This window comes from Avibacterium volantium (genome assembly GCF_049366555.1).
Classification (GTDB): Bacteria; Pseudomonadota; Gammaproteobacteria; order Enterobacterales; family Pasteurellaceae; genus Avibacterium; species Avibacterium volantium_A.
Window position 1 is genome coordinate 1 of the sequence record NZ_JBMMGT010000002.1, and the last position, 23,792, is coordinate 23,792.

Sequence of the window (23,792 nt, forward strand, 5' to 3'; positions counted from 1 at the left end):
ATTCACCTATTCATAAAAAGAAAAGATAGCTTATGCTATCTTTTCTAATGTAATTTCTCTTACCCTTTGTTTTTCATCGCTGGGAATAAAATCACATCACGGATTGATGGAGCGTTAGCGAAAAGCATTGCTAAACGGTCGATGCCTAAGCCTTCGCCTGCGGTTGGTGGTAAGCCGTGTTCAAGTGCGGTAACAAAATCGTCATCTTTGAACATCGCTTCATCATCGCCTGCTTCTTTTGCTGCAACCTGCGCATCAAAGCGTTCAGCTTGATCTTCTGCATCGTTAAGCTCTGAGAAGCCGTTACCAATTTCGCGGCCACCGATAAATAGTTCAAAACGATCGGTCACTTCTGGGTTTTCATCATTACGGCGTGCTAATGGTGAAATTTCCGCAGGGTGAGCCATTAAAAATGTCGGCTGGATTAAGTGATGTTCAGCTACTTCTTCAAAAATTGCATTGACGATAGAGCCTAATCCCCACGATTTTTGCACTTCAATGCCTAGCTTGGTAGCTAATGCTTTGGCGCGATCTAGATCATACAGATCTTCTTTCACAATGCCTTTATCTGCGCCGTATTTCAAAATCGCATCGTGCATTGTGATACGCTCAAATGGCTTGCCAAAATCAAATTCATATTCGCCATAAGGGACGATAGTGGTGCCTAAAATATCCAAGGCTAACTTGCGTAACAACTCTTCGGTGTTATCCATTAAATCGTGATAATCCGCATAGGCTTGGTAGTATTCAATCATTGTGAATTCAGGGTTATGACGTACAGAAACCCCTTCATTACGGAAGTTACGGTTTAGCTCAAACACACGCTCAAAGCCACCGACAACAAGGCGTTTGAGGTAAAGTTCTGGCGCAATACGCAGATACATATCAATGTCTAAAGCATTGTGATGAGTTACAAACGGACGTGCTGCTGCACCGCCTGGGATCACTTGCAGCATTGGTGTTTCTACTTCAATAAAGCCTTTGCTGATGAAATATTCACGCATTCCTGCAATCACTTTTGAACGGATAATAAAAGTGCGGCGAGATTCTTCGTTAGAAATAAGATCCAAATAACGCTGACGATAACGCATTTCTTGATCCGCAAGACCGTGGAATTTGTCTGGCAATGGGCGTAAGGCTTTGGTTAAAAGCTGAACTTCACTGGCACGAACGGTAAGTTCATTGGTTTTGGTTTTGAATAGCGTCCCTTTCACGCCCACAATATCGCCCAAATCCCAGTTGCCCACGTCATCGGCATAAACGCCCTCAGGCAAGTTGTCGCGAGCAATATAAAGCTGAATACGACCGCTCATATCTTGTAAGGTAACGAAAGTCGCTTTACCCATAATACGGCGTGTCATAATACGTCCGGCTACTTTCACTTCCACACTTTGTTCTTTCAAGGCTTCGGCATCAACCTCATCATATTGTTGATGTAAATCCTGCGCAAGCGCATCACGGCGGAAGGTATTTGGAAACGCATTGCCTTTTTTACGCAGTGCCGCTAATTTTTCACGGCGAACCAGCATTTCACCGTTTAAATCTAATTCTTGGGTTTGTTCAGTCATTTTGTTTTACCTTTATTAAAAAATAAAATTTGTTTGATTTTGAGATCACAAATTGTGATCTTAATGTTTATTTTGCTTTTTCCACAATCATCTCAATAGTATCTTGGACGCTTTTTTCCAGCAATATTTTCATTTTTTCCACATCAGAAAAAGCATCGTAATACATTGGGCGATCTTCAAACTTTATTGTAGTCAGCGGATAACCTGCTTTGAGTAATTCTAAATTCAGTAAAAGCCGCCCAGTACGCCCATTTCCATCAATAAAAGGATGGATACGCTCAAAAGCGATGTGAAACTCTGCTAATTTATAGAAAAAATCTTGCTCGTCTTTATTTTCATCTTTGCGGTGATAATTTTCTAAAATTTGTTCCAAACGTAAACTGATTTCAAAAGGCTCAGCGGTTTTCACATCAGTATTTAGAATTTCAACAAGCTGCGTTCTAAATCCTGTTCTTTCTGGTTCAACCAATGCCTGAATTTCACGAATGGTACGCAAAGATAAAGGTTCTTGGGCTTTTGCTAATTCAAAGACAAAATGCAATGCACGATGATGATTTTCTACATCGCGAATATCTTTAAGGGGTTTTGATACGCCAAAACCATCTTTTAAAACGGTAACCGTTTCCCCTAAAGTCAGACTATTATTCTCAATTTTATTGGAATGATAATTATAGAAATAAATCAAATCATCATTAATAAAGGGCAGAGCCTTGAGAATTTTGTTGATGTCATTCATTGTCATTTTGTTATCTTGAGTTTATAGCCCAGCCTTCAAACTCGCCTCAATAAATCTGTCCAAATCGCCGTCTAGCACGGCTTGGGTGTTGCGGTTTTCTACTCCAGTACGCAGATCTTTAATGCGTGAATCATCAAGCACATAAGAGCGAATTTGACTGCCCCAGCCAATATCGGATTTGTTGTCTTCCATTGCTTGCTTTTCGGCATTTTGCTTTTGCAATTCTAATTCGTAAAGCTTGGCTTTGAGCTGTTTCATCGCCTGATCTTTATTTTTATGCTGTGAACGATCGTTTTGACATTGCACCACAATACCGCTTGGAATATGGGTAATTCGCACCGCACTTTCGGTTTTATTCACGTGCTGACCGCCCGCACCAGATGCGCGATACACATCAATACGCAAATCCGCGGGATTGATTTCAATATCAATATTGTCATCAATTTCAGGATAAACAAAGGCAGCGCTGAAAGAGGTGTGGCGGCGATTATTGGAGTCAAAAGGGCTTTTACGCACTAAGCGGTGGATCCCTGTTTCGGTGCGTAGCCAACCAAATGCGTATTCGCCAGAAATGCGAATAGTGGCCGATTTTATACCTGCGACATCGCCGTCTGAAACTTCCATTAATTCGGTTTTAAAGCCTTTGCTTTCCGCCCAGCGAAGATACATTCTCAGTAACATTTCTGTCCAATCTTGAGCTTCTGTTCCGCCAGAGCCTGCTTGCAGATCCACATAGCAATCGGCACTGTCGTGTACACCGCTGAACATTCGGCGAAATTCAAGCCCAGCGAGTTTTTGTTCTAGCTCGTCTAATTCGGCGACAGCTTCGTTGAAGGTGGCTTCGTCTTCCGCTTCAATGGCGAGTTCAAGCAAGCCGTCCACATCATCTAACCCTTGTTGCAAATTGTTGATGGTATTCACCACGCTTTCAAGGCTGGCACGCTCTTTGCCTAAGGCTTGGGCTTTTTCTGGCTCGTTCCACACATCGGGCTGTTCCAGCTCGGCATTCACTTCTTCTAAACGTTCGACTTTGCTATCAAAGTCAAAGATACCCCCTAAGGGTTGCCGTGCGTTCAGCGAGGTCGGCAATTTTATTTTTGATTGGATTAATTTCAAACATAAATTCAGTTCTATCTAATTTTGCATATAAGAGCCGAATTATATGCTATTTTAGCCCAATTTGGTAGGTCAATTATGTTGAAAGCCTTTTCCTATTAGCTTGTTGATTGGGCTTGTGATAAAATCCGCCTTTCACAAGGAACAGACATCAGGAAAGAAAAATGAAGAAAATCATTACCGCACTTTCGTTAGCCACATTGTCGGTCTATGCCGTGGCGAGCGATGCGCAAATTGAAGCGCAACTAAAAAAACTTGGCGTATCACAAATGGAAATTAAGTCATCGCCGATCAATGGCTTAAAAACAGTTATCAGCAACGAAGGCATTTTTTACGCTTCCGAAGACGGCAAATATGTGCTGCAAGGTCAGCTATATGAACTAACTGACAAAGGTGCGGTGGATTTAACAGGAAAATTTTTGCTAGATAAATTAAATAGTTATAAAAATGAAATGATTGTTTATCCAGCAAAAAATGAAAAATATGTGGTAACCGTGTTTATGGATATTACCTGCCATTATTGCCACTTATTACATCAACAACTTAGCCAATATAATGATTTAGGCATCACCGTTCGTTACCTTGCATTTCCGCGCGGTGGCTTAAATAACAATACAGCAAAACAAATGGAAGCCATTTGGCAGGCGAAAGATCCTGCGCAAGCCTTAAATGAAGCGGAAAAAGGCAACTTGCCGAAAACCTTAAAAAATGCCAATATCGTGAAGAAACACTATGAACTTGGTGTGCAATTTGGTGTGCGTGGTACGCCAAGTATCATCACGCCGAATGGTGAGCTGATTGGAGGATATTTACCGCCAAAAGAATTATTACAGGAATTGCAAGAAGAATAAGTGCGGTGGAATTTTGTCAAGTTTTTTTCTGGGCGAGCTAATTTGTTCGCCCAAAAATAGAGAGATTTAAGCCTATCAATTCAATATGAATAAAACAATCCAACGCCGCCCCATTAGCACAGCACAGCCGATTAGCGATCACCCTTTGCTTGATCGCCTTTATCGTGCGCGCCAAATCGAAAATCCGCAACAATTAGACCGCACTTTGAAAGCGATGCTTTCGCCACACACGTTATTTGGTATGGATAAGGCGGCGGAATTGTTGGCGCAAGCGCGTATAGCGCAAAAAAATATCGTGATCGTGGGGGATTTTGATGCCGATGGCGCAACCAGTACGGCATTAACCGTAGTGGCGTTGCGTCAGCTTGGTTTCCAGCAGGTGGATTATCTTGTACCAAACCGTTTTGAGCAAGGCTATGGCTTAAGTGTTGAAGTGGCAAAGCAGGCACTAGAAAAAAATGTGGAAGTGCTAATCACAGTGGATAACGGCATTTCTTCCTTTGAAGGCGTGGCATTTTTGAAACAGCAGGGCGTGCAAGTGGTGGTGACGGATCACCATTTACCTGGCGAAATGCTGCCTGAAGCCGATGCCATTGTAAACCCGAATTTAGCGCAATGTGATTTCCCTTCTAAATCCTTAGCTGGCGTGGGCGTGGCGTTTTATGTGATGTTGGCATTACGCGCTAAATTACGCGAAAAAGGCTTATTTGATAGCAAAACTCAGCCTAATTTCACCGAATTGCTTGATTTAGTGGCACTTGGCACAATTGCTGATGTAGTTCCGCTTGATCAAAATAACCGCATTTTAGCCTATCAAGGTTTACAGCGTATCCGTGCAGGGCATTGCCGCTATGGGATTCAAGCCTTGGCGGAAGTGGCAAATCGTGATATGAGCCGTTTCAGTGCGTCAGATTTAGGCTTTGCCATTGCGCCACGTTTAAATGCCGCAGGGCGCTTGGATAATATGTCGGTTGGCGTGGAATTGTTATTGGCTGAAGATATGCCTACCGCGCGCGCTTTGGCCTTAGAGCTAGACGGCTTAAACCAAACGCGCAAAGAAATTGAGCAAGGAATGAAATTAGAAGCGCTAGAAATTTGCCGAAAATTGACCGCACTTACCCCACCGTTACCCACAGGCATCGTGCTTTATCAAGCGGATTGGCACCAAGGCGTGTTGGGGATTTTAGCGTCAAGATTGAAAGATCAATTTCATCGCCCCATGATTGCCTTTACACAGGATCAAGCAGGCGTGCTTAAAGGCTCGGCACGCTCCATTGAGGGGCTGCACATTCGTGATGCGTTGGAACGGTTGCATTCTCGCCACCCTGACATCATTTTGAAATTTGGTGGACACGCAATGGCAGCGGGATTGAGCATTCAAGAAGAAAAATTTAGTGATTTTCAACGCTTATTTAACGAGGTGGTGGAAGAGTGCTTAGACGAAAAAGATCTGCAAGGCGTAGTCTGGACGGACGGCGAACTGGCAAGCCAATTTATGAATTTGGATACTGCTGAGCTTCTCAAACAAGCAGGCCCTTGGGGACAAGCCTTCCCCGAGCCCGTGTTTGACGGTGAGTTTAAGCTCTTACAACAGCGTTTAGTGGGGGAGCGTCATCTTAAAATGATGGTTGAGCCGCAAAATGGCGGGCCATTACTCGATGCCATCGCATTTAACGTGGATACGCGTTATTATCCTGATCTTTCGTTAAAAAGGGTGAAATTAGCTTATAAATTGGACGTCAATGAATATCGTGGACAACGCAATATTCAATTGTTGGTGGATTATATTGAACCTTTGGCAGAGTAGTGCAATCTGATGTGGCGATTAATTTTCTTTATCACAGGGCTTAGTTTTCTGCTCGCGCAAAGCGCAAGAGCGGAAAGCGAAACGCCACCCACCTTACAAATTAATCAATTTGAAGATGGACGGGATTATTTTTCCTATGAAGAACCGCTAGCCATTCCCACACGCGCAGATCATAAAATTCTGTTGCAATTTTTCTTTGACTACGATTGCCGAGTTTGTTCCGTGGCGCAGGATATTCTTAATTTATATAGCCAAATTAACCGTGATAACGTTGTGCTTATTGAAACGCCCGTGGCAACGGCAAAAGCGAATTTAACGGCAAATATTTTCTATGCCCTACAAGCAATGAATGCGGAAAATGTGTCGGATTTACTGTTGTTTGAAAGCTCAGAAAAACAGCGTTACACCGAATTATCTCGTTTTTCTAACTTGCTAAAATGGCTACAAGCGCAACAGTTGGATATTGAGCAATTTCGCAAGCTGTATCATTCAGCAGGCGTGCGTTTGCAGGTGCGTGATGCCATTCAACTGACCGAAGATTATGGCGTGTTTACCTATCCTTATTTAATTGTAGAAGGAAAATATGTGCTGACTGCAAGCACGCTTTATAACGATGATTACAGCTTTGCGGTGCTAGATTTTTTAATCAACAAACTATTACAAGAGAAAAAACAATGAAAATCGGAATTGTAGGTGCGATGGCACAAGAAGTGGCTTATTTATCTGAGCTAATGGAAAATAAAACCACTGCGCAAATTGGCGGTGCGACCATTTACCAAGGCACTATTAACGGCAAAGACATTGCTTTATTGCAATCGGGCATTGGCAAAGTAGCCGCCGCAATGGGAACAACGGCGTTATTACAACTAGCACAGCCTGATGTGATTATTAACACCGGCTCGGCAGGTGGTGTGGCGCAAGGGCTAAAAGTGGGCGATGTGGTGATTTCAACCCAAACCGCGCATCACGATGCAGATGTTACCGCATTCGGCTATGAAAAAGGTCAGCTACCAAATTGCCCAGTGCGCTTTAATTCTGACGAAAATCTCACCGCACTTGCACAAAAAGTGGCGACTGCCCAAGGGCAAAAAGTGCATAAAGGCTTAATCTGCTCGGGCGACAGCTTTATCCACGGCGGTGAGCCCTTAGCACAAATTAAACAAGATTTTGCTGATGTGTTGGCAGTCGAAATGGAGGCCGCCGCCATTGCTCAAGTGTGCCACGCTTTCAACGTACCGTTTGTTGTGGTACGCGCAATCTCTGATAGTGGAGATGGTGAGGCCAGTATGTCCTTTGAGGAATTTCTTCCCCTTGCCGCCAAACAATCCTCTGCAATGGTCTTGGCGATGATTGATGGGTTGTCATAATTTAAGCAGTAACCGAAAGAAGCCATAGCAAGAAGCCTTAGTATTTTTATATGCTAAGGCTTTTTTAGTTTTGTGCTTTCAAAAATGGCAATAGCAATAATGCGATAAGAAAGGCACAGCAAGAAATCACCACAAAAAAACCATTCCAATGGAAATATTGCATTACTACCGCGAGCGGATAGCCTGATAGTGCCGCACCTAAATAAGCAAATAGACCGATAAACCCTGTGGCTGCACCAGGGGATTTTTTATGTGAACATTCAGCCGCCGCCATTCCGATAAGCATCTGCGGGCCAAATACAAAAAATCCAATAGAAAAAAACACCGCACTTTGCAAAATAAAGATTTCTTGCACCATTAACCATAGCGCCAAAATGGAAAAGAAAATACCAATGGCAAATAATAATGCCATTGGGCCACGATTACTGGAAAATAATTTATCTGATCCCCAACCAGCAACTAACGAGCCTAAAATACCACCAATTTCAAATAAAGAAATTGCACTATTAGCAGATACCAAATCGTAATGATACTTTTCAGTTAAATAAATATTTCCCCAGTCATTAATTGCGGTTCTTACAATATAAACAAGGGTATAACTTAGCGCCAAAAGCCAAATATATTTATTTAGGAAAACATAGCGATATAATATTTGTTGCCAAGAAAGATCTTTTCCCTCTTGCTCTTGAATTAACTCTAATTTATCTCTACGCCATTGCCCTATACTTGGTAAACCAAGGGATTCTGGCGTACCTCGTAAACGTAGAGCAAGGAATAAGGCAATAAAAATAGTGATAATTCCTGCAATAATAAAGCCATAACGCCAACTGTAATGCAAGGTTACATAGCCGATAATTAACGGAATTAATGCACCACCCACGTTGTGAGCCGTATTCCAAACCGACCACCAAGCACCCCGCTCTGTGCGCGAATACCAAGTGGTGAGTAATTTAGAACAAGCAGGCCAGCCCCAACCTTGAAACCACGCATTGAGAATCCACAAACTCATAAAAACCAATAATGAGCTTGATAATCCAAAGAAAATATTAATTACGCCACTAAAAAATAAGCCAATCGCCATAAAATAGCGTGGATTACTACGATCAGAAAATATCCCTGATAAAAATTTAGAAATGCCGTAAGTAATATAAAAGGCAGTAGTCATCATTCCAATATCATTTTTATCAATACCTAAATCAGCAATTAATGCAGGGACAGCATAGTTAAAACTTTTTCGTGTAAAATAAAAGCCTGCATAGCCAATATACATCGCAAACATTAAATGAATGCGCCAATATTGATAACGTTGATTGATTTGCTGTTGTGTTTCTGTATTCATTAATTAATCCAAGGTAATTCCACAAAAATACTTGTGCCACTTTGTTGCTGTTTTGTCCATTTTAGAGAATGAATATCAAATTTCCCGCCTAACATTGCAACACGTTCTTTCATTCCTTTTATGCCTAAACCAGTATGATTGATTTTAGATAGATCAAAACCAATGCCATTATCCTGAATATGTAATGTGATTTTTTCATCAATATTCAAATAAATATTAACTTCTGTTGCACCAGAATATTTCTTTATATTATTTAATGCCTCTTGGCATAAGCGATATAAGGTGATTTCCAGTAAATGGGAAACTGCCCTATTTTTAGGGTTGTTACAATGTAAATAAATTTGTGTGTTTTGGCTGGAAAAATCTAATTCAATAAACAGATTTTGTAGGGCTTCTTGCAAATTAAGATCGTCTAAAATACGCGGACGGATTTTATTAATTAAGCCTTTAATACTATCGTAAATATTTAGGGATAATTGCTCAATAATTTGTGAGAGTTTTTCATATTCTGGGGTTTTTCCAATCCGTTTTAAAATGCTCGCTTGCGTTCTAATTGCGGTGATGTTTTGTCCAATTTCATCGTGTAATTCTCTTGAAATTTCTTTTCTAATTTCTTCTTCACGATAAATTAATTGTTGGGTTAAATATTGGTTTTTTGCTAATTCTTGGCTTAAATGCTGATTTAAATCTCGTTGATGCTGAATGCCTAAACCAAGGAAAATTCCTGTAATGGTTTGTGCAGAGAGCGTAAGTAATAAATCTGTTAATTCTAAATTAGAAAAATGATGTGTTGTGCTAATCAGTGCTAAACTATTTAATAAGATCCCGAGTAACGCCCCTTGCCAGCCATAACGAAAAGCCAGCAAGATAATCGGAATGGATAAGAAAAACAGCGAAAAACGATTAAAAGATTCAGGCAAATCTGTCTGAATATAAATGTTTAAGATAAAGAGTAAAAGATAAATGATGATAGGCTTAGATCTTAAGCTAATTGGTTTTCTAATCAGGCTAGAAGTTAGCGGCAGCCATTTTATTTCAAACAGGAAATAATAAATTAAATAACAAATTGGAATAATTAGCACCGCACTTGAGAAACTAACTAAAAAGGTAAAATAAAAACTTTCAGCGCCAATAAAGTAGAGTGCATTAATTAGGCTGAGTAATGTAATTAATAGGCCTTGTAGCAATAAACAGCGTAATTGACTGCCAAAATAGTATTTTTTAAAGATAAGCAATAGTGGAATATTTAGTAATCCAAGAAAAATGATAGAAAATGTATTGTTTTCAGGAAATGCGATATAGAGTAATAGTAAAATGCTATACTCAGCAAGATAAATGGAAAACCAATATTTTATTTTTGTATGAATGAGAATGCCAATGAGTAGCGCAAAAGGAAAAAATAAAAAAGAAAGTAGCGGATCTTCTAATAAATAATTAGAAATAATCCATAAACAAAAATAGGCTGGCGCAACAAAAAACCAGCTATAAATAAAAAAGAAAATCGCGTTCATTTTATCCGTTACTATGGAATAAATTTGCCAATTCAACGTTATTCTTCACATTTAACTTGCTCATTGCATTGGCGCGGTGAACGTGAACGGTTTTAATGCTCAATGATAATTCTGCCGCAATTTCTTTCACCGTTAGCCCTTTAGAAAGTAATTCACAGACTTCCTGTTCACGTTTTGTGAGTTGAGAGAGGGTATTTTTAATCGGCGTATTAACGAGTTTTAAGGTGAGTTCTGGCATAAGATAAACACCACCAGCATAAACCGTTCTAACCGCTTGAATTAATTCATCAGGGCTACAACGTTTGCTTAGGTAGCCTTTGGCGCCCAATTCAAGGGCTTTTTTCACCATAAATTCAGAATCGTTTACGCTTAACATTATGCAATGAATGCTTTGCGGAATATCGGGTAATAATTCCAAACCGCCTTCATCGGGCATAGAAATATCCATAATGCAAACATCAGGTTTTAGGCGCGGTAAATTTTGACGAGTTTCTTTGGCCGAACCAAATTCGCCTACGATACACATATCTGGCTCTAAAGACAGCAGTTGGGAGAAGCCCGAACGCACCACAAGATGATCATCAACTAACACGATATTAATCATTTTTATCCTAGCCATAAGGCGTTAAGCAAAGTGGGAGAGCATTGTACTCCAATAAAAAAATTATGCAGTGAAAATCTCACTGCATAATTGTAAAGAACATTAAAAAATTAAGTGCGGTGCAAAATTATTGCGTTTTTGCAATTATTGTGCTTTTTTTAGGCGGCGAATTTTCTTCTCTTCCGCAATCGCCACGAAAGCAAGCAACACCATACACACAATCGCAGAAGTATTTAATGCAGCAAATGTCCCCGCCCAACCTGTTAAGCCGAAAATTGGTGTACCATCTGCAATCATTCCTAAGCCTAATTTTGCAAAGCTATCACCGATTAAGTAAGCGAATGTGCCTTTCACACCGTCAGCAACGGCAATGGCTTTTTTCGGTACGAAACCAACTGCCGCAACACCGATTAATAATTGTGGCCCGAATACCAAGAAACCTAGCACGAATAATGAAATTAAATACATATATTCGTTGGTCGCAAATTGATAAAACTCAAGGGTGAATACGATTAAAACCAACGCAACGCAAGCGGTTAAACCACGTCTTCCGTTGGCTAAATCGGATAAGAATCCCCATAAGAATGTGCCAACTAATGCGCCCACTTCAAATAGGGCAAAGCCAGAAATTGCGGCATCTTTTGAGAAGCCAAGTTCTTGGTAAGCATAAACTGGCGACCACTGATCGATCCCAATTCGTACGATATAAAGGAAAATATTGGCAAAGCAAAGTAACCAAATCACTTTATTTTTCAAAATATAACGCACGAAAATTTGCCATTTTGTAAGCTGATTTTCTTCTGCATCACGATCTTCTTCGCTGATTTCTTCACCAAATAATTCTTCCGCTGTGCCAAGCCCATAAGCTTCTGGGGAATCTGAACCATAGCGTAAGCCCACAAAGCCCACAATTAACGCAATGATAGAAGGGAAGATGAACATTCCGATAACGTGTCCGTCAAATAGCACGTTAGCACCGAATAACGCTACGCCCGCTGCCGCTGCACCGCCCACGTTGTGGGATAAATTCCAGAAGCCAAGGAATGAACCGCGTTTTTTGCGTGGTGTCCATTTGGTGATGGTGGAATAGCTTGATGAACCGCCTGTACTTTGGAAGAAACCACTTAACGAATAGAATGCGATCATCAAGAATAGTGCCACGCTGCCACCGCCCATACTTGCACTAAAACCAAGCATACAAAGGGCAGAAAGGATCAGCATAAACGGCACGAATTGTTTGGTATTTTTCCCATCGGCATAGTAGGAAACAAGGGTTTTCCCAATTCCGTAAGCCACAGAAAAGCCAAGCCCAATCATTCCCAGCTGGGTTTTGGTTAGCCCATAGGTTTCGATCATATCATTTTGCGCAACGTTAAAATTCTTACGAATTAAATACATCGCCATATAACCGATAAACACCACTAAATAAGATTGCATAAAGGGCTTAAACCACATTTTGCGTCTTTCTTCCACAGGAAGATTTAGCACAGGTTTACGTACCTGTTGTAAAAATTTGAACATAATTTCCTCAATAAAAAAATGAAAGTGCGGTCAAATTTTACGGCGATTTTGTTTTGCTGACTTGAGAGGAGTCTTTAGATGATGTAGGAAAATTTCTTAGTTTTGTGGCGTTTTGCTATTTTTTGTGAGCGAGATCACATTTTCTAAAAATAACGAAAAATCTGACCGCACTTTACATTGAGAGGGAAGCAGAAAATAGGCTGTTCGCACAGCCTACAATGTTTTAGGGATTTAGGCTTTCTTTAAAAACTCTGATTTTAATGAAAAATTTTGCCCATCAATTTTGCAATCCACATCGTGATCGCCATCAACTAAGCGAATGTTTTTTGCTTTTGTGCCTTTTTTCAACACAATAGATGAACCTTTCACTTTTAAATCTTTAATCAAAATCACACTATCGCCGTCTTGTAGTGGATTGCCGTTACTGTCTTTTACCACTTTTTCTTCTGTGTCATTTTCTTCCTCGCCAGACCACTCATAAGCACAGTCAGGGCAAACAAAATTTAAACCATCGTGATACACATATTCGCCTTGGCATTTTGGGCAGATTGTTTGTTCCATTTTTTCCTCTTATATAAATTTCAATATAAACAATCAGTTATGTTTTTTTCTGATTGAATAACTGGGATGAGAGCGAAGTATAACAAACAAATCTCTTTCGCTGTAATGATTTTTAAGATGTCAGAAAGGGGAATTTTCGCTAAACTAAGGGCTTTTTAGTGAGGAACAAAATGAAAAAAACAGTTTTATTACTTGGGCTTAGCGCATTATTAAGCAGCGCTCATAGTCAGGCACACAATCTGCAACTGAATGCAACGCTCCCTGCGGTAAGCGTAGCGGATAAAGGCGAGCTTGTGGTGAAAAATCAAGAGGTGAGTGCAAAACCTTGGCAATCTGCCCAGCTTAAAGGTAAGGTTCGAGTGTTGCAGCATATTGCAGGGCGAAGCGCAGTAAAAGAAAAAAATTTAGCTTTAATGGACGCAATTAAAGCGCAACATTTTAATGGCACGCAATATCAAACCACAAATATTATCAACGCAGATGATGCAATTTTTGGTACGGGCGCTTTTGTGCGGAGCAGCGCCGAAAAAGCGAAAAAAGAAAATGCCCATAGCCAAATTGTGCTGGATAATCAAAGTGCGGTGAAAAATGCGTGGAAATTAAAAGAGAAAGAAAGTTTGATCGTGGTGTTGGATAAAAATGGCAAAGTGAAGTTTGTTCACGAGGGGAAACTTTCTTCTGCACAGATTGATGAAGTATTGAGTTTAGTCAACAGTCTGTTGAAAAATCAGTAATCATTTTGAAAAAATAGCCGATTAATCGGCTATTTTCATAGAGTTAATGCGGTTTTCGGCAAGTATTTATTTTCTGTAAAAGTTGCTGAACTTCAGGATCATTAAAAATTTCTGTAACATTCTGGCTTAAGCGTCTTCGCCAGTTAGGATATTGGGTGCTTGTTCCCGGAATATTTACGGGATCAGACATATTTATCCAATCTTCAGGTTGAAGCCCTAGCAAAGCACTTTCCACCTGCCCCACATAGGTTTGTAGTTGATGATTAAATTTTTTACTAATTGGGGAGGATAAATCTTTTGGCTGATCAGGATCAACTCCCGCCTCTGTTAGACGAGCTAAAATTTTGGCTTTAGCTTCCTGACGTTGTTGTTGCAATATCGCCAAAATTTTTTCATTTGGATAAATGCCATAACGCTGTCCAAGTTCAAAATCATAGCCTCGCCAATAACCATCAATAGTTGGCAGATCGTGCGTACTTAAGGTTGTCATTGCCTGATAAGGATAATCGGCTAAATCTCGACTTTTTCCTTGTTCGTCAAACTCAAAATAAAACACTTTATAAGATAAAATCCCCGCGTTTTTGAGTTTACTCACGATGGCTTTCGGAACTGTACCCAGATCTTCCCCGATAATAAGTGCTTTGTGTCGATGGCTTTCTAAGGCAAGAATGGCGATCAGATCATCAACAGGATAACGAATATATGCTCCATCTTGTGCTTGTCCATTCTTAGGAATCCACCACAGTCGTAGCAGTGACATAATATGATCGATACGCAGTGCACCACAATGATTCAAATTTGATTGTACGAGATCAATAAAGGGTTGATAGGCTCGCTGCTGCAAAATATGTGGATTGAGCGGCGATAAGCCCCAGTTTTGCCCTTGTGGCGCTAAAATATCAGGAGGTGCGCCAATGCTGGCTTTTAAGCAATAAAGTTGCTTATCACACCAAGTTTCTGCGCCTTGATCGGAAACGCCAACAGCGAGATCGCGATAAAGCCCGATAGGCATTTTTAAGGTTTTGCAGAGTTCATCGCATTCTTTGAGCTGAGTTTCCGCAATAAATTGTAACCACGCATAAAAACGAATGTCTGCTTGGTGGGTTTGCTGGAAGTGTGCGACCGTTTCGCTATGATAATCCTGATATTGCGTAGCCCAATAATTCCAACCCCATTGTTCAGGGAATTGCTCACTGAGATGTTGATGAAGTGCATCAAAAGTGGCTTGAATAATGAGGCTTTCCCCTTTTTGTTGGAGGAATTGCTCAAAATCAGCTTGGCGATCAGAATTTGCCTGTTGTTGGAAAAAAGAGAAAGCAAGTCGTAGCCCTTCGAGTTTTAATGCCATGACTTCTCTGTACTGAATATGGCTTGCTGTGCGTAATTTTTCTAAAGTTTGTTGAATTTGTGGCTGCTGAAACCATTGCTGTGCTGGCTGGCTTTGCTGAAATTCAGGCAATGTATTGAGATCAATATAAAGAATATTGAGCCATCTTCTTGATGATGGGCTATAAGGGCTAGCACTTTCAGGGTTAGCAGGAAAAAGAGCGTGAATGGGGTTTAGCCCAACAAAATCCGCGCCAGTTGCGGCAATTTCACGCAAAAATTGTTTAAGATCGCCAAAATCACCAACGCCCCAATTATGCTCAGATTTCAAGCTATATAATTGAATAAATGATCCCCATAGCTTTTTACTTTGTTCCATTTCTGGTGGTTGATAACAACGTTTTGGGGCAATAATAATACGGCAAGAATAGGTTTTTGTTCCTATTGCTAAGGTTAAATCGTGATAGCCCAACGGCAAATTTTGAGGAAAATAAATGGTATTGCGTTTTACTTTCCCAGTGATTTCCCCTTGTTGATTTTCAAGTTGAAGACACCAATTTCCTTGCAAATTTTTCTTTAAATCGGTGCGATGGAGTTTTAAAAAGTGCGGTGCTTTTTCGTAAAGAATTTTTACGGGTGGTAAAATTGCCGAATAAGAATGGGTATTACCTGAAAATGCGTTGAATAATTGATGTTGCGTTTGGAGGCTAGCTGTTTTTTTTATCCCTTGTTCGTCGTAGAAATAAGGCATTATGCCAGCTTGTTGAAACCGCTTTGTTAATCTTTTCATGATACTGCTTCCTGTTTTATCGTGCTGCCACGCATAAAAATGCGTGGCCAATCCATTACTTTTTTAACCAAATGCGTGATTGATAGTCACGGATAGAACGATCTGAGCTGAATTTTCCAAGTCGTGCTGTGTTTAAAATGGCACTGCGTAGCCATGCGTCACGATCTAAATAAGCCTGACCAATACGCTCTTGAGCTTGTCGATAGCTCTCAAAATCAGCAAAAACAAGGAAAGGATCGTGCTCGAGTAGACTGTCTAACATCAGATTAAAGGTTGTTTTATCCCCCTTGCTGGCTTTGCCTTTGGCTAAAAAATCCACCGCATTTTTTAAGACAGGATCATTGCGATAGTAAGTTTTCGGCGAATAGCCTTCTGCTAATAGTGTTTGAATACTTTCAACAGTATGTCCAAAGAGGAAAATGTGTTCTTGTCCTACCATTTCAGCAATTTCAACATTTGCCCCATCAAGAGTCCCTAAGGTTAATGCGCCATTTAATGCGAGCTTCATATTTCCTGTCCCTGAGGCTTCTTTCCCTGCCATTGATATTTGTTCGGAAATATCCGCCGCTGGGATAATTTTTTCTGCTAGCGATACACGATAATCAGGTAAAAACGCCACTTGTAGCTTATCTTTCATCTGTTTATCGTTATTGATGATCTCTGCGACATTGTTAATGGCGTGAATAATATTTTTCGCCAAATAATAGCCCGGTGCCGCTTTGCCTGAAAAAACAAAGAGCCTTGGTGTGTAATCTTTATTCGGATTATCTTTTAACCATTGATAGGTGGCGATAATATTTAATAAATTCAAATGCTGGCGTTTGTATTCGTGGAAACGCTTAATTTGCACATCAAAAATCGCATCTGGATTGACTGATAAGCTAAGCGTTTGCTCAATTTCTCTGGCAAGAGCCGCTTTGTTTTGCTGTTTTATATGCCAATAAGCCTCGCGGAAGTTGACATCATCAACCACATTTTCCACTTGGTGAAGTAACTCAAGATCTTTTTTCCAATCGCCTTTGACGGTTTGATCGAGCAACTGGCTTAATGCAGGGTTGGCTTGTTGGATCCAACGTCTTGGGGTAATACCATTGGTAACATTGCAGAATTTTGTTGGGAAAAGTTGGTGATATTCTGGGAAAAGCTGACTAACCAACAAATCAGAATGAATTTGAGCAACACCATTCACCGCAAAACAACTCACTACGCAAAGATTTGCCATTCTCACTCGGTAATCAAACAAAATCGCCAGTTTTTCCCATACTTTGGCATCATCGCCAAATTGTGCTTTCACTTGTTGATGGAAAAGGTGATTAATTTTTTCCACAATTTTAAAGTGACGTGGCAATAATTGTTTGAATAGGCGTTGATCCCATTGTTCTAGTGCTTCTGGCAACAAGGTGTGATTGGTGTAAGCGAAACTTTGTTGGCAAATAGACCACGCTTGTTGCCAAGTGAGTTGATACTCATCAAGTAAAATCCGCATTAATTCAGGGATAGCGAGGGTTGGGTGTGTGTCATTAAGCTGAATGACTTGACGTTTCGGAAATTCTTCTAGCGAGAAGCCTTGTGCTAAATGGCGAGAAAGAATATCAGCCACAGAACAAGCACAATGGAAATATTGCTGCATTAAACGTAACTGTTGTCCTGCACGATGATTATCGTTCGGGTATAGCACCTGTGTAAGTGCGGTGCTTTTTATTAAGGTTTTTTCCGCTGCGACAAATTTGCCCTCATTAAACTGGTTTAAATCAAAAGATTGAGGACTATCAGCTTGCCAAAGTCGTAAAGGTTGGATAACCTCATTTTGATACCCAACAATAGGCAGATCAAAGGCCTTGCCTTCAATGGTTAATTTAGGTTTCCATTCATATCTATCTTCCCCAAGGGAAATAATTTTGCCGCCAAAATGTACTTGTTTGGTTTTGCTTGGGTTGTAGCGATGCCAAGGATATTGATTTCTTCCCCATTCATCGCCACTTTCTATTTGTTTTCCATCTTGGAAAGCCTGTTTAAACAAGCCATATTGATAATGTAGCCCATAGCCCGTTGCGGCTTGGCCCAGTGTCGCCATTGAATCTAAAAAGCAGGCGGCTAAGCGTCCAAGTCCGCCATTGCCTAAAGCAGGATCACGTTCTTGCTCGAGGACATCAACCAGTTCAACTTGATATTGGGCTAAATAGGCTTTGATGTCCTCATAATAGCCCAAATTCATCAGGTTATTTCCCGTGAGGCGACCAATAAGAAATTCCATAGAAAGATAATTGATATGGCGCGTTTCCTCAATTTTTCCTTGTGGTTTTTGCGAGGACATCTCGAGAACGGAACGGGCGATAACCTGATACCATTGCTCAGGGGTAAATTGTTTCGGTGAGTTAAGTTCAAAAAAGCGGCAGTATTTTTGTACATTATTATCAAATAACGCCATTTCATTTGTATGAGAGATAGACATAAAAACTCCTTTTGAGGCATAAATTAAACATTCTTCTTGTTTTATTATGCTCGGCAGGAGAAAAAATAAATCCTCCTTGTTATAATCTTGTCAGTATGACGAGTAGGAAGTAATTTCTTATTTGGGGGAGGAGAACTCCAAAAGACATCTTTCATCAACAAAAGGGTTATTAACAATGTTAATTCCATCAAAACTTATTTGTTCTTACCGCCTACAAAATAGCGTAACCAGAACCGCTTTATTATCCTTGCTAGAACAGGCTTCAGATTATCCTTTAGTACTGATTACCGCTCCCGCAGGTTATGGCAAAACTACGTTGATTTCTCAATGGGCAAAGGATAAACCACATCTAGGTTGGTATTCTTTAGATGAAAGCGATAATCAAACGGAGCGGTTTGCAGGCTACTTTTGTGCGGCATTAGAGAGGGCTACCAACAACCACATTCACAATGAAGACAATCCGCCCTATTCCAATTTGTTTTCACTGTTTAATCAGTTGTTGGTCAATCTTGCTTCCTACGAACAGCCATTTTATCTGGTGATTGATGATTATCATTTAATTGAAAACGAAGAAATTCACGATGCATTAAAATATTGGATCAAACACCAACCGCCTGCAATGACGCTCATTTTGATTTCACGTTCTCAGCCGCCATTGAGCTTAGCCAGTTTAAGAGTGCAAGAACAATTATTAGAAATTAATGCCCATCAACTGCCTTTTTCTCATCAAGAAAGTATTGCATTTTTCCAATCTCGTTTAGAAGAACCCTTAACGGAACAAGAAATTACCGCACTTTGTGATGAGGTGGAGGGCTGGCCGACGGCGTTACAACTCATCAGCCTTTCTGCCAAGCAGCAGAGAAGTACTCTACAAGATATTGCCAAACGCCTTTCCCATCATAGTTTTCACATCAATGATTACTTAAATGACGAAGTGCTTGCCCCTGTGGATAAAGCAACCAGACAATTTATTTTGCGTTGCTCTATTCTACGTTCAATGAACGAAACTCTCGTGGCTGAAGTAACGGGCGAAACAGAGAGCCGATTTATTTTAGAACGGCTAGAAAAACAAGGGCTATTTTTACAACGAATGGAAAGCGATGATAATTGGTGGCGTTTTCACCCGCTTTTTGCCTCTTTCTTAGCTCATTGTAGCCAGCGTGAGTTGGCAAATGAAATGCCCGCATTGCACCAACAAGCGGCACAAGGTTGGCTCGCTCAAGGCTATGTTACCGAAGCCCTCTACCACGCCAGCTTGTTAGAAAACAAACAATTATTGTTGCAAATTTTATCACAAAACGGCTGGCAATTATTCCACCAAGGGGAACTCAAATTATTAGAGCAAAGCCTAGAACATCTTGATGATACAGGGCTTGTCGCCTACCCTAATCTAGTATTATTAAAAGCGTGGCTTGCCCAAAGCCAACATCGGCATAGTGAAGTGGCTGGCATTTTTGCCCATTTTGAACAACAAAACATCGCACTCAGCCCTGAAAATCAAGCGGAATTTGACGTGTTGCTCGCCCAAGTCGCCATAAATTCAGGCGATGAAAACACCGCACTTTCACTTGCCTCCAACGCATTAAATCGCCTTGCTGACAACGCCCACTATGCTAAAATTGTTGCCACCTCCATTATTGGCGAGGCTTGGCACGTTAAGGGCAATTTCGCTGATGCGATTACAATGCTACAAAAAGCGGAAAAAATGGCTCGTCAGTATCACACCTCACATAATGTATTGTGGACATTGCTACAACAGTCGGAAATTTTGATTGCACAAGGTTTCCTGCAAGCGGGCTATGATATGTTAAATAAAGCTTCGCGATTTGTGAAAGAAAACCACTTACAGCAAATTCCAATGTATGAATTTTTGCTCCGATTGAAAGGGCAAATCTTATGGGATTGGTATGACCTAGACAAAGCTGAAGCGATGGCAACAGCGGGAATTTCAGTGTTAGATAGCGAAAAGGCAAGGCTGCAATGCCTTGCGATTTTATGCAAAATTTCTCTTGTTCGAGGTGATATAGATAACGCCACTCGACAGCTAGAAAAAATCACTCAACTACAAAACGCTCATCACTATCATAGCGATTGGAATGCCAATGCTGATCAGGTCAAAATTGTGTTATGGCAAATGACGAACGATAACCAAGCTGCTCAAAATTGGCTAATACAAAACCAACCACCGAGCACGGATACCAATCATTTCAGCCAAGTACAATGGCGTAATATTGCCCGAGCCAAAATGCTCATTGGTGATTATGAAGAGGCCAAAAAGATTTTAGATAAATTGATCCAAACGGCGGAAAATTTGCAATTTATCAGTGATTTAAACCGTGCGTTAATTTTACGTAATCGCCTACATTTTCTCACCCATAACAAAGAGGCGGCAATGGCTGATCTTAGCCTTGGGCTTAGCCTCACCAAGCAGACCAATTTTATCAGCGTCTTTGTTTTGGAAGGAGAAATAATGGCACAACAAATCCGTCAGTTACTTGCACAAAATACCCTCGATGAATTAGTTGCACATAAAGCACAATTTATTTTGCGTCATATTAATCAATACTATCGCCATAAGTTTGCCCATTTTGATGAGGAATTTGTTGAAAATTTACTAAAAAATCCGCAAGTGCCAGACTTATTAAAAATTAGCCCTCTCACCCAAAGGGAATGGCAAGTACTAGGGTTAATTTATTCGGGATATAGTAACGAACAAATTTCTGATGAATTACAAGTCGCGATTACCACAATTAAAACGCACATTCGTAATTTATATCAAAAATTAGGTGTGGCAAATCGTAATGAAGCGATCCAATACACGCGAGAGCTTTTGAAATTAATGGGCTATAGCTAGTGATTATTGCTTTTACAAGGCATTTAAAGTTGGCAAGTCTTACAAGCAAAGTGCGGTGGAGTTTTTTAAAGTTTTATTAGAAAAAAGACCGCACTTTTTATTCTTAAGGAAAATAATGTGCGGTCAGATTTTTTATAATTTTTTTATTTTAATTGGTTTAGCCTTTTACTCCACCTGCGGTTAAGCCACCTACAAGCCAACGTTGTGCCAATAAAAAGACAGCAGTGATAGGAATGGCGGAAAGCACAGCTGCGGCGGCAAAATCGCCCCATAAATAGTTTTGAGGATAAAGATATTGTTGCATACCTACCGCAAGGGTATAGCTTTCCACATCACGCAAGAGCAGTGAGGCGATTGGCACTTCTGTAATAGCTGCGATGAAAGATAAAATAAACACCACCGCCAAAATAGGGACAGAAAGCGGAAGCAAAATCAAGCGGAATGCCTGCCACGGCGTTGCACCATCTAATTCAGCAGCTTCTTCTAGTGAGCCATCGATGGTTTCAAAATATCCCTTGATCGTCCAAACGTGCAATGCAATGCCACCGAGATAGGCAAAAATCACGCCAGCGTGTGTGTTTAAACCGAGAAACGGAATGTATTGCCCGAGGCGGTCAAATAATGCATACAAGGCAACAAGAGAAAGTACGGCTGGGAACATTTGAAAAATAAGCATTCCTTGCAATAACGTTTTTTTGCCTTTGAATTTCATTCTGGCGAAGGCATAAGCACAAGTGGTTGAGAGGGCAACAATTCCCACTGAAGTCAGCGTTGCGACTTTCACCGAGTTCCAAAGCCAAAGTAATACGGGAAACGGCGGTGGGGTGATAGTGCCATCGGAATGCACCACATCAAACCCGAGGGCGAGTTTCCAGTGTTCCCAAGAGATTTCGTGCGGAATAATATCTCCAAGTGCCAAATTTCCTGGACGTAAAGAAATGCCAACCACCATCAATAATGGAAACATTATTAACGCAATAAACGCAATTAAGAAGAAATGGGTTGCCCATAGGCGATATCGTAAGGATTTTGCTTGAACAATAGCCATAATGCCTCCTAGTCAAATTTCATTTTTGTGGCTTTGATATTTAATAAAGCAAGCCCTGCGACTAATAAGAAAATGAGGGTTGCAATGGCAGCAGCGAGCCCGAAATCTTGGCTACCGCCGCCTTCAAATGCAATTCGGTAAGTGTAGCTCACTAAAAGATCCGTATGCCCTGCTGGTGTTGTTGTGCCGATCATATCTGGTCGTCCATTGGTTAATAATTGAATTAACACGAAATTATTAAAGTTAAAGGCGAACGAGGCGATCATTAATGGGGTAAGCGGTTTTAACAATAGCGGCACGGTAATTTTATTAAAATTTTGCCAAGTTGAAGCGCCGTCCATTGCCGAAGCTTCATATAAATCGTTTGGAATCGCTTTTAATAATCCCATACATAAAATCATCATATAAGGGTAACCTAGCCAAGTATTTACGATTAAAATCATTACCTTAGCTAAGAACGGATCATTAAACCATTCAGGGCGAATGCCGAAAAGCTGGTTCAAGATCATATTGATTTCACCGAAACTTTGATTAAATAACCCTTTGAAAATTAAGATAGAAATAAATGCTGGAACAGCGTAGGGTAAAATGAGGAAAAGACGATAAAGTGCTTTGCCTTTTAAGGCTTCCCATTGTACAAGACTAGCAAAAATCATTCCTAAAATTACGGTGAAAATAACTGTTAGCACTGAAAACACAATCGTCCAAATAAAGATTTGGATAAAAGGTTTTTGAATTCCTTCATCGGTGAAAATTTTAATGAAATTTGCGAATCCGATAGAAACAGTGAAGCCCGGTTCTAACGTTTCCTTAAGCCAGTTGCCTTGAGAGTCAATTTGTTGAAAAAAGCCCGTATCAAAATTGGCTAAATAGATTTTTCCGTTTTCGTTATTAATAAGCTGATGTGTGGTTTCATCATAACGATAGCGTGAGCTTTGAGCCGAAAATTGACGTAATGAGCTCATTGTTAATGCTGAACCATTCGGCAAGATTAAAGTCATCGCTTGTAAGGCTTGGCGATTTTGCGTGATGGTTTTCAGCGGAGCCGCATTAATGTCAGGCAAATCTTGCTGGGCTAAATGAACTTGTGAGGGTACTAAAGATACAGGGTCGGAAAGAAAATATTCGCCATTATGAGATAAGCCAATTTGATATTTTCCTTCAGTTTGTGGGTAGAGCTTGAAATCATATTTTTCGCCAGATAAATATTTCTGAGCGGTTAAAACGTTTAACGCACGCTCAAATGAAAGTTGGTTTGTGCTGCTGTAATTGGTAAATGCAATGGCGATAGTAGCTACCAATGGAAACAAAATAAAGATGATCATTCCCGTGATACCAGGATAGACATAACGCCACGCATAGGCTTTAGGGCTGCTAAAAATATACACGCCAGAGGTAAGGATTACGAGGGTTAAAATCGCAAAAAGATACTCACCTTGGGAATACATCAACATTACCGCATAAAAATCTAGTAGTAAAATAGCAATAATTAAAAGGTATCTGACAAAATGTCGCTGAGTTAGGTTGGAGCTTAAAAATGATGATCGCATACTACACCTCAAAAAAACTGTGAAAAAAAGCACCGCACTTTTATTAACGCTTAGATTTAG

18 protein-coding genes are annotated in these 23,792 nt (G+C 40.4%); 6 read left to right on the forward strand and 12 right to left on the reverse strand.

The window, feature by feature from the left end; translation table 11 throughout:
* Window positions 1–59: 59 nt before the first annotated feature.
* The 3 genes from lysS to prfB all read right to left on the reverse strand — a co-directional run bounded on the left by lysS (window position 60) and on the right by prfB (window position 3,424).
* Window positions 60–1,568: a lysine--tRNA ligase gene (gene lysS, locus ACLS0A_RS00565; RefSeq protein ID WP_416081991.1), complete on the reverse strand. Its 1,509-nt coding sequence runs from the start codon at window positions 1,566–1,568 to the stop codon at window positions 60–62.
* 67 nt (window positions 1,569–1,635) lie between these two features.
* Complete coding sequence (locus tag ACLS0A_RS00570) at window positions 1,636–2,310, reverse strand: Fic family protein (protein WP_416081992.1); 675 nt, start codon at window positions 2,308–2,310, stop codon at window positions 1,636–1,638.
* A 15-nt stretch (window positions 2,311–2,325) separates the two neighbouring features.
* Window positions 2,326–3,424 (reverse strand): peptide chain release factor 2 gene (prfB, locus tag ACLS0A_RS00575; RefSeq protein ID WP_416081993.1). Its coding sequence is split into 2 segments (ribosomal slippage): window positions 2,326–3,348 and window positions 3,350–3,424, totalling 1,098 coding nucleotides; the frame shifts between segments, so codons are not numbered across the junction.
* Window positions 3,425–3,584: 160 nt separating this feature from the next.
* Here prfB and dsbC point away from each other — a divergent pair.
* The 4 genes from dsbC (at window position 3,585) to ACLS0A_RS00595 (ending at window position 7,445) form a co-directional block, all read left to right on the forward strand.
* A complete protein-coding gene (gene dsbC, locus ACLS0A_RS00580) occupies window positions 3,585–4,271 on the forward strand; it encodes a bifunctional protein-disulfide isomerase/oxidoreductase DsbC (protein ID WP_416081994.1) in 687 nt (228 codons plus the stop codon).
* An 85-nt stretch (window positions 4,272–4,356) separates the two neighbouring features.
* Window positions 4,357–6,078, forward strand: coding sequence for a single-stranded-DNA-specific exonuclease RecJ (recJ, locus tag ACLS0A_RS00585; protein WP_416081995.1), 1,722 nt, complete (start codon window positions 4,357–4,359; stop codon window positions 6,076–6,078).
* Window positions 6,079–6,087: 9 nt separating this feature from the next.
* Window positions 6,088–6,756 carry a thiol:disulfide interchange protein DsbA/DsbL gene (locus ACLS0A_RS00590; protein WP_416081996.1) on the forward strand — a complete coding sequence of 223 codons (669 nt, stop codon included), beginning with the start codon at window positions 6,088–6,090 and terminating at the stop codon, window positions 6,754–6,756.
* Window positions 6,753–7,445, forward strand: coding sequence for a 5'-methylthioadenosine/adenosylhomocysteine nucleosidase (locus ACLS0A_RS00595; RefSeq protein ID WP_416081997.1), 693 nt, complete (start codon window positions 6,753–6,755; stop codon window positions 7,443–7,445). Before ACLS0A_RS00590 ends, ACLS0A_RS00595 begins: the two co-directional genes overlap by 4 nt.
* Before the next feature lie 64 nt (window positions 7,446–7,509).
* Here ACLS0A_RS00595 and uhpC read toward each other — a convergent pair whose 3' ends face one another.
* The 5 genes from uhpC to ACLS0A_RS00620 all read right to left on the reverse strand — a co-directional run bounded on the left by uhpC (window position 7,510) and on the right by ACLS0A_RS00620 (window position 12,978).
* Window positions 7,510–8,784 carry an MFS transporter family glucose-6-phosphate receptor UhpC gene (gene uhpC, locus ACLS0A_RS00600; RefSeq protein ID WP_415777014.1) on the reverse strand — a complete coding sequence of 425 codons (1,275 nt, stop codon included), beginning with the start codon at window positions 8,782–8,784 and terminating at the stop codon, window positions 7,510–7,512.
* The gene (gene uhpB, locus ACLS0A_RS00605) at window positions 8,784–10,295 is read right to left on the reverse strand and encodes a signal transduction histidine-protein kinase/phosphatase UhpB (protein ID WP_416081998.1); all 1,512 of its coding nucleotides are present in this window, start codon (window positions 10,293–10,295) and stop codon (window positions 8,784–8,786) included. Before uhpB ends, uhpC begins: the two co-directional genes overlap by 1 nt.
* Before the next feature lies 1 nt (window position 10,296).
* Complete coding sequence (locus ACLS0A_RS00610) at window positions 10,297–10,899, reverse strand: response regulator (protein ID WP_416081999.1); 603 nt, start codon at window positions 10,897–10,899, stop codon at window positions 10,297–10,299.
* A 141-nt stretch (window positions 10,900–11,040) separates the two neighbouring features.
* The gene (gene uhpT / locus ACLS0A_RS00615) at window positions 11,041–12,417 is read right to left on the reverse strand and encodes a hexose-6-phosphate:phosphate antiporter (RefSeq protein WP_046098405.1); all 1,377 of its coding nucleotides are present in this window, start codon (window positions 12,415–12,417) and stop codon (window positions 11,041–11,043) included.
* A 231-nt stretch (window positions 12,418–12,648) separates the two neighbouring features.
* Window positions 12,649–12,978, reverse strand: a complete 330-nt coding sequence (locus ACLS0A_RS00620) for a zinc ribbon domain-containing protein YjdM (RefSeq protein ID WP_416082000.1) — start codon at window positions 12,976–12,978, stop codon at window positions 12,649–12,651.
* A 170-nt stretch (window positions 12,979–13,148) separates the two neighbouring features.
* On the opposite strand from ACLS0A_RS00620, the gene ACLS0A_RS00625 reads away from it, so the two are divergent.
* Window positions 13,149–13,712 carry a YtfJ family protein gene (locus tag ACLS0A_RS00625; RefSeq protein WP_415777016.1) on the forward strand — a complete coding sequence of 188 codons (564 nt, stop codon included), beginning with the start codon at window positions 13,149–13,151 and terminating at the stop codon, window positions 13,710–13,712.
* 43 nt (window positions 13,713–13,755) lie between these two features.
* On the opposite strand, the gene malQ is transcribed toward ACLS0A_RS00625, so the two are convergent.
* Together malQ and glgP are read right to left on the reverse strand one after the other, a co-directional pair.
* Window positions 13,756–15,828, reverse strand: a complete 2,073-nt coding sequence (gene malQ, locus ACLS0A_RS00630; RefSeq protein WP_416082001.1) for a 4-alpha-glucanotransferase — start codon at window positions 15,826–15,828, stop codon at window positions 13,756–13,758.
* Window positions 15,829–15,883: 55 nt separating this feature from the next.
* Window positions 15,884–18,280: a glycogen/starch/alpha-glucan family phosphorylase gene (gene glgP / locus ACLS0A_RS00635; RefSeq protein ID WP_416082002.1), complete on the reverse strand. Its 2,397-nt coding sequence runs from the start codon at window positions 18,278–18,280 to the stop codon at window positions 15,884–15,886.
* 175 nt (window positions 18,281–18,455) lie between these two features.
* On the opposite strand from glgP, the gene malT reads away from it, so the two are divergent.
* The gene (gene malT, locus ACLS0A_RS00640) at window positions 18,456–21,134 is read left to right on the forward strand and encodes an HTH-type transcriptional regulator MalT (RefSeq protein WP_416082003.1); all 2,679 of its coding nucleotides are present in this window, start codon (window positions 18,456–18,458) and stop codon (window positions 21,132–21,134) included.
* Between the two features lie 157 nt (window positions 21,135–21,291).
* Here malT and malG read toward each other — a convergent pair whose 3' ends face one another.
* The gene (malG, locus tag ACLS0A_RS00645) at window positions 21,292–22,182 is read right to left on the reverse strand and encodes a maltose ABC transporter permease MalG (RefSeq protein WP_126373050.1); all 891 of its coding nucleotides are present in this window, start codon (window positions 22,180–22,182) and stop codon (window positions 21,292–21,294) included.
* 8 nt (window positions 22,183–22,190) lie between these two features.
* Window positions 22,191–23,732, reverse strand: a complete 1,542-nt coding sequence (gene malF / locus ACLS0A_RS00650) for a maltose ABC transporter permease MalF (protein WP_416082004.1) — start codon at window positions 23,730–23,732, stop codon at window positions 22,191–22,193.
* Between the last annotated feature and the right edge of the window lie 60 nt (window positions 23,733–23,792).

Excerpts from the sequence above, each read along its gene's own strand:
- lysS (WP_416081991.1), bottom strand. The coding sequence starts at position 1,568 with ATGACTGAACAAACCCAAGAATTAGATTTAAACGGTGAAATGCTGGTT.
- ACLS0A_RS00570 (WP_416081992.1), bottom strand. The coding sequence starts at position 2,310 with ATGACAATGAATGACATCAACAAAATTCTCAAGGCTCTGCCCTTTATT.
- dsbC (WP_416081994.1), top strand. The coding sequence starts at position 3,585 with ATGAAGAAAATCATTACCGCACTTTCGTTAGCCACATTGTCGGTCTAT.
- recJ (WP_416081995.1), top strand. The coding sequence starts at position 4,357 with ATGAATAAAACAATCCAACGCCGCCCCATTAGCACAGCACAGCCGATT.
- ACLS0A_RS00590 (WP_416081996.1), top strand. The coding sequence starts at position 6,088 with ATGTGGCGATTAATTTTCTTTATCACAGGGCTTAGTTTTCTGCTCGCG.
- ACLS0A_RS00595 (WP_416081997.1), top strand. The coding sequence starts at position 6,753 with ATGAAAATCGGAATTGTAGGTGCGATGGCACAAGAAGTGGCTTATTTA.
- uhpC (WP_415777014.1), bottom strand. The coding sequence starts at position 8,784 with ATGAATACAGAAACACAACAGCAAATCAATCAACGTTATCAATATTGG.
- uhpB (WP_416081998.1), bottom strand. The coding sequence starts at position 10,295 with ATGAACGCGATTTTCTTTTTTATTTATAGCTGGTTTTTTGTTGCGCCA.
- ACLS0A_RS00610 (WP_416081999.1), bottom strand. The coding sequence starts at position 10,899 with ATGATTAATATCGTGTTAGTTGATGATCATCTTGTGGTGCGTTCGGGC.
- uhpT (WP_046098405.1), bottom strand. The coding sequence starts at position 12,417 with ATGTTCAAATTTTTACAACAGGTACGTAAACCTGTGCTAAATCTTCCT.
- ACLS0A_RS00620 (WP_416082000.1), bottom strand. The coding sequence starts at position 12,978 with ATGGAACAAACAATCTGCCCAAAATGCCAAGGCGAATATGTGTATCAC.
- ACLS0A_RS00625 (WP_415777016.1), top strand. The coding sequence starts at position 13,149 with ATGAAAAAAACAGTTTTATTACTTGGGCTTAGCGCATTATTAAGCAGC.
- malQ (WP_416082001.1), bottom strand. The coding sequence starts at position 15,828 with ATGAAAAGATTAACAAAGCGGTTTCAACAAGCTGGCATAATGCCTTAT.
- glgP (WP_416082002.1), bottom strand. The coding sequence starts at position 18,280 with ATGTCTATCTCTCATACAAATGAAATGGCGTTATTTGATAATAATGTA.
- malT (WP_416082003.1), top strand. The coding sequence starts at position 18,456 with ATGTTAATTCCATCAAAACTTATTTGTTCTTACCGCCTACAAAATAGC.
- malG (WP_126373050.1), bottom strand. The coding sequence starts at position 22,182 with ATGGCTATTGTTCAAGCAAAATCCTTACGATATCGCCTATGGGCAACC.
- malF (WP_416082004.1), bottom strand. The coding sequence starts at position 23,732 with ATGCGATCATCATTTTTAAGCTCCAACCTAACTCAGCGACATTTTGTC.